Source organism: Nocardioides seonyuensis, from assembly GCF_004683965.1.
Classification (GTDB): domain Bacteria; phylum Actinomycetota; class Actinomycetes; order Propionibacteriales; family Nocardioidaceae; genus Nocardioides; species Nocardioides seonyuensis.
On sequence record NZ_CP038436.1, the window covers coordinates 2,223,269 to 2,237,109 of the forward strand.

Genomic DNA, 13,841 nt, shown 5'->3' on the forward strand with positions numbered 1-13,841 from the left:
CCGCCTGGACGGTCGAGAGGAGTCCCTGTGTTCGAGATGACCGAGAGAGGTCGTGACTACCACGACAGGCTGCTCGCCTTCATGGACGAGCACGTCTACCCGGCCGAGCCCGTCTACCGCGAGCAGATGGCCGAGTCCGGCGACCCGCACCACCACCCGCAGGTGCTCGAGGACCTCAAGGCAGAGGCGAGGAAGCAGGGGCTGTGGAACCTCTTCCACCCCCACCCCGAGTGGGGTCCGGGGCTGACCAACATGGAGTACGCACCGCTCGCGGAGATCACCGGCCGCAGTCCCGACCTCGCACCCGAGGCGATCAACTGCAACGCGCCCGACACCGGGAACATGGAGGTGCTGACGCTCTTCGGCACCGACGAGCACAAGGAGAAGTGGCTCAAGCCGCTGCTCGCCGGTGAGATCGCCTCGGCCTTCGCGATGACCGAGCCCGCCGTGGCGAGCTCGGACGCCACCAACATCGAGCTGCGGATGGAGAAGGACGGCGACGAGTACGTCCTCAACGGCCGTAAGTGGTGGACCTCCAACGCGATGCACCGCAACTGCAAGGTGCTGATCGTCATGGGCAAGACCGATCCTGACGGGCCCAAGCACCGCCAGCAGAGCATGATGGTCGTGCCGCTGGACACCCCCGGCGTCACCGTGCTGCGCAACCTCCCCGTCTTCGGCTACGCAGACCGCGAGGGTCACGCCGAGGTGCTGTTCGAGGACGTCCGCGTCCCGAAGAGCGCGCTGCTCGCCGGCGAGGGCGACGGCTTCATGATCAGCCAGGCCCGTCTCGGGCCCGGCCGGATCCACCACGCCATGCGCTCCATCGGCATGGCCGAGCGCGCCCTCGACCTGATGGTCGACCGGGCCCAGAGCCGGGTCACCTTCGGTGAACCGCTGGCCAACCGCGCCAACATCCAGGACTGGATCGCCGAGTCGCGGATCGAGATCGAGATGGCTCGGCTGCTGACCCTGAAGGCTGCCTACCTCATGGACACCGTCGGCAACCAGAAGGCTCGCGTGGAGATCGCGGCCATCAAGATCGCCGCACCGCAGATGGCCCTGAAGGTCATCGACCGCGCCATCCAGGTGCACGGCGGCGGTGGGGTGAGCAACGACTTCCCGCTGGCGTCGTTCTACGCCCACCAGCGCACCCTCCGGCTCGCCGACGGCCCCGACGAGGTGCACAAGCGGACCATCGCCATGACCGAGCTGCGACGCCGCGACCCAGACTGGTCGCCGAAGAAGCGGTGAGCATGAGCAGTACGACGACCGCGCTCGACGCCGTCGCCCTGGGCCGCTGGCTCGCCTCCCGCGGCGAGCCGGTGGTGGGGGAGGTGGCCGTCGAGCGGATCGGCCTGGGCCAGTCCAACCTCACCTACCTCGTGCAGGACGAGGACTCCCACCGCTGGGTCGCCCGGCGGCCACCGCTCGGCACCCTGCTCGCCTCCGCGCACGACGTGGCGCGCGAGCACCGGATCCTCACCGCGCTCGCAGGGACCGCGGTGCCGACTCCCGGTGTCGTCGGGCTCGTCGAGGACGACGCGGTGTGCGCCGCCCCGCTGCTGGTGGTCGAGCACGTCGACGGGCTCGTCGTCGACCGCATGGACGTGGCGGAGGCCATGACCGAGGAGCAACGCTCGCGGGTGGGACCGGGGCTCGCCGAGGTGCTGGCCGGGCTGCACGCGGTCGACCTCGAGGAGGTGGGCCTGCAGGACCTGGCCAGCCACTCGTCGTACGCCCAGCGCCAGCTGAAGCGGTGGATCCGCCAGTGGGAGGCGAGCCGGACCCGTGACCTCCCCGACCTGGATCGGCTCACCGGCTGGCTCCACGACCATGTGCCCGAGCGCACGTCGCTCTCCGTGGTCCACGGCGACCTGCACATCCGCAACGTCATCCTCGACCCGGGGACCGCAGCCGTGCGGGCGGTGCTCGACTGGGAGCTGTGCACCCTCGGCGACCCGCTGGCCGACCTGGGCTCCACCCTCGCCTACTGGCCCGAGGCGGGCGACCCGTGGATCGGGCTCTTCGACGCGACCCGGCTGCCGGGGTTCTCGGGCCGCCGCGACGTCGCCGAGGCGTACGCCGTGGCCTCCGGGCGCGACCTGGAGGACCTCGCCTTCTGGGAGGCCCTCGGGATGTGGAAGGTCGCCATCATCGTCGAGGGCGTACGACGCCGGGCGCGCGACGAGCCTGCGAACGCCGCCGAGGGCGGACCGCCGCCGGCGGAGCTGACAGACGGTCTCGTCGCCAGGGCGCTGGACCTGACCACCTGAAACCCGACCAAGGAGTCCCATGACAGTCACCACCCCGCTCTCCCTCGACAACCTGTTCTCGCTCGAGGGGCGCAGCGCCCTGATCACCGGGGGGTCACGCGGGATCGGCCGGATGATCGCCGAGGGCTTCGTGCGCAACGGCGTCCGCGTCTACATCTCGGCGCGCAAGGCCGAGGCGTGCGACCAGGCCGCCGCGGAGCTCGCGGACCACGGCCACTGCGTCTCACTACCTGCCGACGTGTCGACCGCGGAGGGGATCGCCCAGCTCGTCGCGGCCTACCGCGAGCACGAGTCGAGCCTCGACATCCTGGTCAACAACGCCGGGGCAGCGTGGGCCGCGCCGTTCGAGGAGTTCCCCGAGGCCGGGTGGGACAAGGTCATGGACCTCAACGTGAAGACGCCCTTCTTCCTCACCCAGGCGCTCAAGCCGGACCTCGTGGCCGCATCCTCCGACCACCTGGCCAAGGTCATCAACATCGCCTCGATCGACGGCCTGTCCGTCAACCCGCTCGAGACCTACAGCTACCACGCCAGCAAGTCCGGGTTGGTCCACCTGACCCGTCGCATGGCGGTCGAGCTGATCAAGGACCGCATCGCCGTGTCCGCCATCGCCCCGGGCGCCTTCGCGTCCGACATGAACAAGGCCGCGCGCGACCACGGCGAGGAGATCAGAGCAGGGATCCCCGCCGGCCGCATCGGGGAGCCGGAGGACATGGCGGCCGCGGCGATCTACCTCGCCTCCCGGGCGGGTGACTACGTGATCGGCTCGACCATCACGGTGGACGGCGGCGTCACGCACGTCCGCTAACGGCGCAGGAAAGATGTGCGCGGCCTGCCCACCCTGCGACCCCATGGACGACGCGGCGCCCGTCGCGTGGCAGGGTGCCGGGGACAGCACCAGACAGGAGTGAGGCGCCGTGAGCGAGCTGCAGGACTTGACCATCGCCGTCCTGGGAGGCACCGGCCCACAGGGACGCGGGCTCGCCCGGCGGTTCGCACGGGCCGGCCTCACGGTCGTCCTGGGAAGCCGCGCCGCCGAGCGCGCCGAGGCGACCGCCGCCGAGCTTGCCGAAGTGACGGGGCGACCCATCACCGGTGCCAGCAACGCGGCCGCGGCCGCTGCGGGCGACGTCGTACTCGTCGTGGTCCCGTGGGACGGCCACAAGGAGCTGCTCGAGTCGCTGCGCGAGGCGCTCGCCGGCAAGATCGTCGTCGACTGCGTCAACCCCCTCGGCTTCGACAAGCAGGGGCCCTTTGCCCTGAAGGTCGAGGAGGGCTCGGCCACCCAGCAGGCCGCGGCCGTGTTGCCCGAGTCGCGGGTGGTCGGTGCCTTCCACAACGTCAGCGCCGTGCTGCTCGAGGACGACTCGATCGAGTCCGTCGACACCGACGTGCTCGTCCTCGGCGACGACCGCGAGGCGACCGACCTCGTGCAGGCGCTGGCCTCGGTGGTGCCCGGCATGCGGGGGGTCTACGGCGGTCGCATTCGTAACGCCCACCAGGTCGAGGCGTTCACCGCCAACCTGATCGCGGTCAACCGTCGCTACAAGGCGCATGCCGGAGTGCGGGTCACCGACGTCTGACCGGCGGGTGTTGTCAGCCGGGGACGTGGTCCTCTGGCCCGCTCAGACCTGGCCGGCGCGTCCCAGCGAGTGGCCGCCGTCCATCGTCACCACCTGTCCCGTCACCTGGGCACTCGAGTCCTGCGTCAGCGCGGCCACCTGTTCGGGGGTGGTTGCAGATCCGGTGAGTGCGTCAGCGCTCAGCTGTCGGTGGCGCTCGTGGCCCTCAAGAGGCGAGTAGGCGCGACGCGGAGGTCGGCCTCAGCCTGCTCCAGGAGGGTGGATGCGTTCTCGGCAGCCATTCCTAGAACGCGGGAGCAATTGTAATAATGGTCGTACCATTTTATGATGTGTTGGACCCGCTTACCCGTCAGCTCGTCGCCACAGCTCAAGGAGAACGATGGCCACCAAGCCGCAGACACAGGTCCGTGACCGCTACGAACCGGATCAGATCAAGGATTACTACGAGGCTGGACTGTGGCAGTCGAAGAGCTTCTACGAACTGATCACTGAGCGCGCTGAGAACCACGGTGATCGCCGCTTCTGCTTCGACAGCACCACATCACTCACCTACGCAGAGTTTCACGACCAGGCGCTGCGGCTGGCGGTCGGCCTCAAGCGGCAGGGGATCGAACGGGGAGATCGGGTCGCTGTCCAGCTGCCTAACTGGACCGAGTTCCCGGTGATCGCTGCCGCACTCTCCCGCATCGGCGCGATCATTGTCCCAATCATGCCCATCTACCGTGACGACGAAGTCGGGTACACCCTCCGGCACTCCGGTGCAGTCGCAGCGTTCACGTGTGAGGAGATGAAGGGGTTCAACCACCTGCGCATGTTCCAAGAGTTGCGCGCCGACGCTCCTGACGTCCGCTTCCTGGTCGCAGTCCGCCCGTCAGAGGCCGTCGACAACGGTACGTTCGCGTTCCAGGACTTGCTGGTGGAAGGGTCCCACGAAGAACTCGAGACCGAGGCGGGCGACGACAGCAGCCCGGATGACGGGTTCCTGATCGTCTACACCTCCGGCACCACCAGCCGGCCCAAGGGCTGTTACCACACGTTCAACACCCTGCACGCGAGTGCGAGGGCAATGGCTGACGGCCTGGCCTACACCAGCGACGACGTGCAGTTCGGTCCCTCGCCCATCACCCACAGCACGGGCCTGGTCACCAGCGTGCTGCTGCCGATGCTTGTGGGAGCCCAGACCCATTTCATGGAGGCATGGGACCCCGAGGAGGGGCTCCGCCGCATCGAGGAGCACAAGTGCACCGCGGCCGTGACCGCGACGCCCTTTATCCAGATGCTCATGGGGGCGTACGACCCCGAGAGGCACGACCCGAGCAGCCTGCGCCTGTGGGTGTGCGCCGGATCGCCGATCCCGGGGTCGGTGATCGAGCAAGCGGCCGAGATGCTCCCCGGTTGTCGCACGCTCAGCCTCTACGGCCGATCCGAAAACATGACCACCACCATGTGCAAGGTGGACGACCCGAGCCAGCGCTCGGTGACCTCCGACGGCTCTGCCATGGCTGGCGCCGAGGTCAAGGTGGTCGACTCCGAGGGGAATGAGGTCGCACGCGGCGAGGAGGGGGACATCGCCTTCCGCGGGCCGAGCCACATGCTCGAGTACTTCAACGACCCACAACAGACTGCCGCGCTCTTCACGGCTGACGGCTTTTCCCGCTCGGGAGACCTCGGACGGATGGACGCGGACGGCTTCGTGCGCGTGACGGGTCGCCTGAAGGACATCGTGATCCGCGGTGGAATGAACATCAGCGCCCGAGAGATCGAAGAGCACCTGCTGAGCCACCCCGCGATCGAGAACGCGGCGGTGGTCGGCATGCCCGACGAGCGTCTGGGCGAAAAGGTATGCGCCTACGTCATCCTCAAGCCCGGGGCGGAGCCCCTGAGCGTCGAGCAGACCGCAGAGTTCCTCCGGAGCCACGGCGTGGCCACGCAGAAGCTCCCCGAGCGCATCGAGATCACCGAAGGTTTCCCGATGACGGCCACCGGCAAGATCCAGAAGCACCTGCTGCGCGCCGACGTCGCCGAGAAGCTCAAGGGGTGAGCGGCTAGCAGACGAGCCTCGGGCCGGCATCCGGTCGCGCCCCGCAATGGTCCCTCCCCGGTGCAGCCAGGAGGAGCAATGGATCCATCGAGTGAGCAGCGTTCCGAGGACTCGATCGCTGTGGAGCTCGCGACCGTGGGCCGATTGCTGCTCCGCGACGTCGACCGCCTGGTCGAACGCTTGCTGGAGCCGAGCCAGCGCACGCCGGGATATGGGTTCGCCAGTGCGGAAGACCTGCGACCGTTCGTCGGAGCGGGTCAGCGCATGTTGATCCAACGGGCCCTGATCGAGGGCTCGGACCTCCAGGCAGAGGATCGTGATCTGGCTCAGCGGTCGACGCGGCAAAGAATGAGCAGCGGCTATCAGGCGGCTGACATCCTCAACTCGTTGTCCAGGAGCATCGAGAGCGTCTGGAGCTCTGCCGGTGACGTCGCTGCCGAGCGCGAGTGCGAGCCCGCGGTCCTCGCCAGGCTCGGGGTGCACCTGATGTCCCTGCACCGCAGTCTGATCGACGTCATGACGACGACGATCCGGGAGATCGAGAACCAAGCCCTTGACGACGGGCGGAGCGCGCTGGTGGCCGACGTGGCCTCACTCTTCGCAGGCAGGTCGGCGTCGAGTCCTGAGCTGGTCCGTGCCCTGACACCGGAGAGCGACGTGCAGGTGGTTCCCATCCGGTTGCACGGACCGGAGCACGTGCTGTCCAGCTACGAAGCTCGGCACACCCGCGACGGGTCGATCCTGGCGATGTGCCGGTCCGAGGGCGATCTGGTGGCCCTTGCCTTCGACTCCTACCCCCGCACCGAGGGCATGCTGATCGGCGAAGGTCCTCGCACGGGTCTGTCCGGTCTCGTTCACTCCTGTGCCCAGGCGTCGCGAGCTGTCATCATCGGCAGGGACCTCGGCTTGGAGGGCGTGGTCTCCATCGAGTCGCTCGGAGCACGTGTTGCCGTAGTCGAGTCCCCAGACCTGGGAGCCAGGTTCCATTCGGGCATCATCGAGAAGCTGGGGGCCGACGCCGGCCGGGCCAACGCGCTGCTGACCACAGTCGAGGCGTGGATCCAGAACGGCATGGATGTCGACAAGGTCGCGCAGCAGCTGAGCCTGCACCCCAACTCCGTGAGGTACCGACTGAATCGATTCACGATTCTTACCGCGTTGTCGTTGTCCGACGTGTCCGACCTGGTGATGATCTGGTGGGCTCTCGAGTGGCAACGCCACCATTCGTCCGGGCTCGCGCCACTCTGACAGGAACGGTCAGACCTGATCGGTCGGTCGTACGACGACCTCAGCCACAGCCATCCGCCGCGGTGCAGTGACGATGAACGCCACGACCTCGGCGATGTCGGAGGCCCGCAGCCTTTCGACCCCGTCGAAGAGGCGCTCGTAGTGCTCCTGGACCGCCGACTGCTGATGGCCGAACAGCTCGGTGTCGACAACACCCGGCTCGACCACGCTCACCCGCACGCCCATCGGGGCGTACTCCTGGCGCCATGACTCGGAAGCAGCGGTGACTCCGAACTTCGTCGCGTTGTAGACCGCGACGTTGCGGTTGGCGAAGCGGCCGGCGATCGACGAGATGTTGACCAGGTCGGCCACGCCACGCGGAGAATCGACGGCTGCGACCAGGTGTGGGAGCGCGTGCTTGGTGACGTAGAGCAGAGCCTTTAGATTGAGGTCGACCATTGCCTCCCATTCCCCCATGTCTGCTTTCGCTGTCGGCCCGTTGAGCATCACGCCGGCAGCATTGACCACGACGTCGAGGCGTCCGAAGCGCGCGACGACATCGGAGACGACTGCGGTGGCCGCCGCAGCGGAGGTGAGGTCGGCCGGGATGGCGTGGACCCGGTCCTGGCCGATCTCGGCCGCCAAGGAAGCTAATCGGTCCTCGCGGCGGCCGGTGACCGCGACATGGGCTCCTTGTCCTGCCAACTCGACGGCAACGGCGCGGCCGATGCCGCTGGTCGCGCCGGTGACGAGGGCGACGCAGCCGGAGAGCGCGCTCATCGTGCGACGGCCCTGCAATTGGTCGCGGCGCCCTTCTGCACTCTGCCTGGCGCAGGCTTCCCCGGTGCCGTCCCCCTCATCGTCACCGTGGCAGTATCGAGACAAATTTTCGGTGGGACAACGATGGCCGCCGACCGGGATGGAGGTCTCCACACAGTGCCTGGCCATCACGGTTGTGACAGGCCGCGTCGATGGGTGACGTTGGCCCGATGACTCAGGTAGCGATCGTGACCGGGGCAGGGCGCGGCATCGGGAGAGCTGTGGCGCTGCGCTTGGCCGACAGGGGCTTCGACGTGGCGTTGGTGGGTCGCGACCTGTCTGCCAGCTATGAGCGCTACGGCGAACAGGCCGAGGCGGGCACCGTGCAGGAGGAGGTGGAGCGCCGGGGCCGGCGCGCCCTCTCGATCGAGGGCGACCTGCGCGAGCCGGAGTTCTGCCACGAGGTGGCGGACCGGACGCGAGCGGATCTCGGCCGGATCGACGTCCTCGTCAACAACGCGGGAGGGGCACTGACCCCTGTCGAGCGCAGCTGGGCGTCGCAAATGCCGCTGGGGGACCTCGACGACATGATCAAGCTCAATGCGAACACCGCCATCATGTGCTGCCAGGCCGTCGTCCCCGTCATGCGTGAGCAGGGAGGCGGGTCCATCGTCAATGTGGGCACGCGCGCGGCCCTGGACCCAGCCACCAAGGGCGGGCTGCTGACGCCGTACGCCCTGGCGAAGACCGTGATGATGCAGTACACCCGCTTTCTGGCGCTCGAAGTGGGGCCTGCTGGGATCCGCGTCAACTGCGTGTCGCCAGGCATCGTCGCGACTGGACGTGTCATAGCTGGGGCCGTGGCGCGCGGCATCGGGACCGACGCGGACCGCGACGCGATCCCGATGCGGAGGTTCGCGACACCCGAGGACATCGCCGGTGCCGTCGAGTTCTTTGCCAGCGACCTGTCTGCCTACGTGACCGGACAGGTGCTGCCTGTCGACGGGGGCTCGGTCATCACTGCGTCCTGAACGCGTGCCGCCAGATGGTCGTAGCGCGGCGGGGGACGCAGCGCCAGCTCCCATCCTCGTCCGCCAGGGAATGCGCGAACCGGACGGGCGCCGGGCAGCTGACGTCAGGTGGTGGGGAGGTGGACGGTCATCCCACCGTCCACAGCCAGCACTTGGCCCGTGATGAACGACGACCTCTCTGAGGCCAGGAAGTAGTAGGCATCCGCCAGTTCGTCGGGTCGCCCGAACCGACGTAGGGGGGTGTTCACCTCGATCGCGTGGGCGCGCTCCTCGGGGAATCGCTCCATGGCCCGCGGCGTCGCCGTCACGCCCGGGGCGACGCAGTTGCACCGGATCCCGCGTGGGCCGTACTGCGTGGCGACGTACCTGGTCAGTGACTCGACACCGGCTTTGGCGATCCCGTAGGACGCCCAACCCACATCAGCGGCGCGAGCCTGGGTCGAAGAGGTGTTGACGATTGCGCCTGCGCCTGCTGCAGACATGTGCGGCACCACACGAGCGATCAGGTGGTGGGTCGACCGGAGGTTGACGTCGAGGCTCAGGTCCCACAGCTTGCGAGGCGTCTCCTCTATGAGTCCTTCGGTGCCCACGAAGATGCCGGCGATGTTGACGAGGACATCGATCCGTCCGTGCTCGGCGACGACGGTTTCGACCATCGTGTCGATGGCATCCTCGTCACGCAGATCGGTGGGGAAGGCGTGGCCCTCGAGTGCGTCCGCAACCTCGGCAAGGGGCTCGTGGTCACGGTCGACCAGAGCGAGCACGGCACCGTCGGCAGCGAACCGGCGCGCCGTCGCCCCGCCGATGCCACCGGCTGCTCCTGTGATGATGACGACTTTTCCGGCGAAGTCCTGATCAGTACTCATGAACGCAACGTACGGGTCGCCATAGGTTGGGGCGAGACGTCGCGGGCTGGAGACTGTGGAGACGCACATCTGAGCAGATGTCGGGACCAGAGACCAAGGACGATCGCCGGCTGCTCGGGCTAGACCAGATGTCAGCTCGATCTACATGGTCGTGGCGTGGTGCAGGACGCAGCGCCAGTCCCCGTCCTCTTCCACGAGGGCATGGGTCAAGCGGACGCGGGTGCCTGCATGGCCCGTCCAGCGGAACGTGAGCATCGACGCGCACGTGACGGTCCCCGGTGTCGGCGCCTCGCTCGCGAGAACCTCGAAGTCCACGTGCGGCTCGTGCAGACTGGGGAGGTCGGTGAAGTAGCTGCGGACGCCTTCCATTCCGCGTTTGAGGTCTGGCGCCGAGCCGAAGAACAGGGCTGCGTCCGTGTACAGGTCCACGAGGGCGTCGCTGTCGCCTGAGCAGAAGGAGTCAGTCCAGCGGAGGAGGAACTCGGTCGCGACAGTGCCGGGATCACTCATCGCTGGGTGGCTTGGGCGTTGTGCAGAGTCCGGTAGAGGCCCTCCAGCATGCCGGACACGGGCGCTGCGGAGCCGCTGACCCGTGCCACGTCGACCGCGGCGCCGAGGTCCTTCAAGAGGATGTCGACGCGTCCGCCGGCTGGACCGTCCTCGTAGCCGAGCAGCAGCCCTCGCAGGGCGTTGATGATCCCGGTGATGTTGGTGCTCTCGCCAGCAGACCGGCCCCGGCTGTACTCGCGCAGCATCGCGGAGTCGGCAAGACCGCTCCCCATGGCCGGCAGCAGTGCGTCGGCGTCCAGCCCGAATGCGCGTCCGGTGGCAGCTGCCTCGGCCAAGGCGGCCATGGTGGCGAAGTTGACCATCTGGTTGCAGAGCTTGGCCACTTGCCCTGAGCCGAGTGGCCCCAGGTGGCTGATGCGGCTGCTGAACGCCTCGAGTGCGGGTCGCGCCAGAGCGACGTGGTCGTCCTGCCCGCCGACGAACACGGCGAGCGTGCCTTGTTCAGCTCCCCGCGGCCCACCAGACACAGGCGCGTCCACGAAGCCGATGTCTTCGGCGGCCAACCGGTGCCCCAGGGAACGAGTGACTTCAGGGTGCATGGTCGAGCTGTCGACAACCACCCGCGGGCGTTTCACCGACTGGGTGATCCCGGTGGAACCGAGCAGGACATCCTCCAGCCCGGCCGCGGTGTCGATGCACAGCAGCACCACCTCGCTGCGCTCGGCCACTGCCGCCGCCGAGTCGGCAACGACCGCGCCGGCGTCCCGAAACGGTGCCGCCTTCGCATTCGTGCGGTTCCAGACGGTCAGCTCATGCCCGGCGCCGAGCACCCGCATCGCCATGGGCGCACCGATCTCTCCCAACCCGATGTATCCGATTCGCATGAGCGGACCCTAGGAAGAGCGTCACGACCCCACAACCCGTGGAACCTGCCGGCGCTGGATCGACCTCCATCGCCGTCCGCGACGGGAAGCCACGCTACTTGTGGAATCTCCAAAGTTTCGCGGTCGAAGTCTTCGTCGTCGCCGTAGCGCCAACGGTGATCGGACTCCTAGCGTCGAGAGTGTCGAACCAGCCCGACCTTGCGGGCGGTGGGCAACGAGGAGGCACAAGATGTCGTTGACGGTGATGGATCCAACATGGCAGCCGAATGCGAGCGCTCAGCGCCAGCTGGCGCCGCGCCCGCAGCGGACCGTGGGGTTGCGGCTGGGGGTGCTGTGCAACGGGCTGGGCAACTCGACGGTCTTCTTCGACGAGCTCGTCGTACAACTCATGGAGCGCGGGAGGTTCGACTCCTACGTCAAGGTGGTCAAGGACAGCAAGTCGGTTCCCCCCACGGACGAGCAGTGGCAGCAGATCCGGACCGCGGACGTCGTCGTGACCGGATTCGGCGGATGCGGCAGCTGCAGCACCCGCTCGGTTCGTGACGCTCTCGAGCTGGAGTGGTCTGGTATCCCGGCCGTGTACGTGGGCCACCAGGCACTCCAGCCCGCCGTTGCCGCGATCTCCGAGATCAGCGGCCACGCGGACTATCCCCAGGTCTTGGGTGACCTCAATCCTCCGGTCGCCGCGTGGGAGGACGAAGCGGCACGCGAGCTTGCGCGCCACCTCGCCCCAGCTGTCTTCCGCCGGATCTTCGACGAGTCCGTGCTCGAGGACATGGCCTTGGGTCTCCGGGTCGACCGTGAGCCCGTGCGTACGACGAGCGGAGCGGCGTCATGACCGCGACCCAGGAGCTGCTGCGCGGAGAGTCGCAGACATTCAGCACCCACGCTGATTTCCTCGCGGGCGCCTACGAACGAGGCTGGACCGACGGCCTCCCCGTGGTGGCACCGGACCCCGAGACAGTGATGCAGTTCCTCGACGCCGCCGGCCTCCGGCCCGACGAGGTGCTCGGATCGGTTCCCACGCGCGAGGTGACGGTCACGGCCGAAGCGGCGGCGACGAACGCGGTCATGGCAGGGTGCTTGCCGGAGTACTTCCCCGTGGTGGTGGCCGCGGTGCGCGCGCATCTCAGCCTGCTCGGCAACTCCCACTGCACCACGGCAAGCCTCGCTGGCCCGTCGCACGCTCTCATCGTGAACGGACCGGTGCGGCACGAGCTCGGGATCGCGAGTGGCCAAGGTTGTCTGGGGCCCGGCTTCCGGGCCAACGCCACGATCGGACGCGCCCTCCGGTTGGTGATCCGCAACGTCTGCAAGTCGGTGCCGGGAGTCCTGGACCGGGCGATCTTCAGTACGCCGGCCCGGTACTCCTTCTGCTTCGGCGAGGACGAGGAGATGGGGGCTCCCTGGACTCCCATGCACCAGCAGCTGGGCTTCACCTCCGAGGACAGCACCGTCACCATGTTCAGTGCCTGGGGCACCCTCGAGAGCAACAGCGTCGCGCGCAGCGCCGAGGGGATCCTGGACGACCTCGTCGCGGACCTTCGCTGGAAGGGCTTCTGGAAGGGGCTCGGCGACACCGCGGACGACGTGTTCCTCGGAGACGAGCTCGCCTTCATCGTCGTGGTGGGTCCGGAGCACCGGCAGGTGTTCCACGAGCACGGCTGGTCCAAGGAGATGATCCAGGAGTACACCTTCGACCGCATCACGGCCCCGACGACAGGCCCTCGCGATCGGGCGTGCGCCATCTCCGCACCCGAGCGAATGCTCGTCACGACCGCAGGTGGCACGGGGATTCCCGAGACCCAGGTCCTGCTCCCGCACCTCGGCGCCCCTGTCACCACGCTGATCCCGAAGGGAGTGGCTCGATGACCACTGTCCACGAGGCTCTCAGCCGGCCCGTGATCGAAGTCATCGACGAGCTCGCCGGCATGATCTCCATCGACGGGGGACGACTGGAGCTGCGCGAGGCCTCGCCCGATCGACTCCGCTTCGACCTCGTCCTGCAGGACGCGGAGTGTGCGGAGTGCGTGATGCCGCGCGCGTACCTCGAGGGCATCCTCACCACTCGTCTCGCCCAGGTGAGCAGCTCTCCGCCCGAGGTTCAGATCTCGGATCCTCGTGAGCCCGCAGAGTGACGTGACCTCGTTGCTCGGGCCCGTCGTGACCAAGAAGGACCCTGGCACGACGAATGTCGCACCCGAAGACTTCGACGTCGTCAGCCTGCGCAACCGTCGTGCCGACAACAGGTGGGACCGGACATCCGTGGGTGACGTGCTGGAGCGTGTCACGTCGAGTCGCTGATCTGCGGTGGCAAGGCTGTTTCGGACGGCGCCCTGCCCGACCGAGCCCTGACGGAAGCGGCGATCCGCGAGGGCGACTGCCGTGTGGGCGCCGCCCCCGGAGTGGGTGGAGAAGCTCGGGTCGGTAATGCTCCACCGCGTCACGTACATCGTGAAGTCCGGCGGAGAGCACGTGTCGTCCATGCGCGTCGAGACCGCTCTGTCGATGCACCCCGTCGGACCCGGCTTCGCGGGACTACAGACCCCCAAGCGTGTCGGCTGCGTCGAGTCCTTCCCCGTGACGGTGGGGCGACAACGTGCGGCAGCACGATCCGAGGACGTTGCTCCAACAGGTGTATCGATGCTTGGCCCGTACGGCCGC

Annotated in this window: 15 protein-coding genes; 11 read left to right on the forward strand and 4 right to left on the reverse strand. The window is 68.0% G+C overall.

The features are described from left to right. The first annotated feature begins 36 nt into the window (after positions 1-36). The 6 genes from EXE58_RS10815 to EXE58_RS10840 all read left to right on the forward strand — a co-directional run bounded on the left by EXE58_RS10815 (position 37) and on the right by EXE58_RS10840 (position 7,148). Complete coding sequence (locus EXE58_RS10815; RefSeq protein ID WP_135269541.1) at positions 37-1,254, forward strand: acyl-CoA dehydrogenase family protein; 1,218 nt, start codon at positions 37-39, stop codon at positions 1,252-1,254. A 2-nt stretch (positions 1,255-1,256) separates the two neighbouring features. Next, positions 1,257-2,276: a phosphotransferase family protein gene (locus EXE58_RS10820; RefSeq protein WP_135267894.1), complete on the forward strand. Its 1,020-nt coding sequence runs from the start codon at positions 1,257-1,259 to the stop codon at positions 2,274-2,276. Between the two features lie 19 nt (positions 2,277-2,295). After that, positions 2,296-3,084, forward strand: coding sequence for an SDR family oxidoreductase (locus EXE58_RS10825; protein WP_135267895.1), 789 nt, complete (start codon positions 2,296-2,298; stop codon positions 3,082-3,084). Positions 3,085-3,193: 109 nt separating this feature from the next. After that, positions 3,194-3,859, forward strand: a complete 666-nt coding sequence (npdG, locus tag EXE58_RS10830; RefSeq protein WP_135267896.1) for an NADPH-dependent F420 reductase — start codon at positions 3,194-3,196, stop codon at positions 3,857-3,859. Positions 3,860-4,238: 379 nt separating this feature from the next. Further along, positions 4,239-5,900 carry an AMP-binding protein gene (locus tag EXE58_RS10835; RefSeq protein WP_135267897.1) on the forward strand — a complete coding sequence of 554 codons (1,662 nt, stop codon included), beginning with the start codon at positions 4,239-4,241 and terminating at the stop codon, positions 5,898-5,900. A 78-nt stretch (positions 5,901-5,978) separates the two neighbouring features. Then, the gene (locus EXE58_RS10840) at positions 5,979-7,148 is read left to right on the forward strand and encodes a PucR family transcriptional regulator (RefSeq protein WP_135267898.1); all 1,170 of its coding nucleotides are present in this window, start codon (positions 5,979-5,981) and stop codon (positions 7,146-7,148) included. A 9-nt stretch (positions 7,149-7,157) separates the two neighbouring features. On the opposite strand, the gene EXE58_RS10845 is transcribed toward EXE58_RS10840, so the two are convergent. Then, positions 7,158-7,907 (reverse strand): SDR family oxidoreductase, encoded by a 750-nt coding sequence (locus EXE58_RS10845; RefSeq protein WP_135267899.1) that lies wholly within the window; start codon positions 7,905-7,907, stop codon positions 7,158-7,160. A gap of 209 nt (positions 7,908-8,116) precedes the next feature. Between EXE58_RS10845 and EXE58_RS10850 the strand changes: the two genes are divergently transcribed. Then, positions 8,117-8,917 (forward strand): SDR family NAD(P)-dependent oxidoreductase, encoded by an 801-nt coding sequence (locus EXE58_RS10850; RefSeq protein WP_167288810.1) that lies wholly within the window; start codon positions 8,117-8,119, stop codon positions 8,915-8,917. A gap of 104 nt (positions 8,918-9,021) precedes the next feature. Here EXE58_RS10850 and EXE58_RS10855 read toward each other — a convergent pair whose 3' ends face one another. The 3 genes from EXE58_RS10855 to EXE58_RS10865 all read right to left on the reverse strand — a co-directional run bounded on the left by EXE58_RS10855 (position 9,022) and on the right by EXE58_RS10865 (position 11,177). Then, the gene (locus EXE58_RS10855) at positions 9,022-9,783 is read right to left on the reverse strand and encodes an SDR family NAD(P)-dependent oxidoreductase (RefSeq protein WP_167288812.1); all 762 of its coding nucleotides are present in this window, start codon (positions 9,781-9,783) and stop codon (positions 9,022-9,024) included. A 141-nt stretch (positions 9,784-9,924) separates the two neighbouring features. Further along, positions 9,925-10,293 (reverse strand): nuclear transport factor 2 family protein, encoded by a 369-nt coding sequence (locus tag EXE58_RS10860; protein WP_135267902.1) that lies wholly within the window; start codon positions 10,291-10,293, stop codon positions 9,925-9,927. Further along, positions 10,290-11,177: an NAD(P)-dependent oxidoreductase gene (locus EXE58_RS10865; RefSeq protein ID WP_135267903.1), complete on the reverse strand. Its 888-nt coding sequence runs from the start codon at positions 11,175-11,177 to the stop codon at positions 10,290-10,292. The genes EXE58_RS10860 and EXE58_RS10865 overlap by 4 nt, the downstream gene beginning before the upstream one ends. Before the next feature lie 229 nt (positions 11,178-11,406). Between EXE58_RS10865 and EXE58_RS10870 the strand changes: the two genes are divergently transcribed. The 4 genes from EXE58_RS10870 to EXE58_RS10885 are packed head-to-tail and all read left to right on the forward strand — an operon-like array spanning position 11,407 to position 13,481. Further along, positions 11,407-12,015 (forward strand): UGSC family (seleno)protein, encoded by a 609-nt coding sequence (locus EXE58_RS10870; RefSeq protein WP_135267904.1) that lies wholly within the window; start codon positions 11,407-11,409, stop codon positions 12,013-12,015. Then, entirely contained in the window at positions 12,012-13,049 is a 1,038-nt protein-coding gene (locus EXE58_RS10875) for a hypothetical protein (protein ID WP_135267905.1), read from the forward strand. Before EXE58_RS10870 ends, EXE58_RS10875 begins: the two co-directional genes overlap by 4 nt. Next, positions 13,046-13,315: a hypothetical protein gene (locus EXE58_RS10880; RefSeq protein ID WP_135267906.1), complete on the forward strand. Its 270-nt coding sequence runs from the start codon at positions 13,046-13,048 to the stop codon at positions 13,313-13,315. The genes EXE58_RS10875 and EXE58_RS10880 overlap by 4 nt, the downstream gene beginning before the upstream one ends. After that, positions 13,299-13,481, forward strand: coding sequence for a hypothetical protein (locus EXE58_RS10885; RefSeq protein ID WP_135267907.1), 183 nt, complete (start codon positions 13,299-13,301; stop codon positions 13,479-13,481). The genes EXE58_RS10880 and EXE58_RS10885 overlap by 17 nt, the downstream gene beginning before the upstream one ends. Positions 13,482-13,841: the final 360 nt, after the last annotated feature.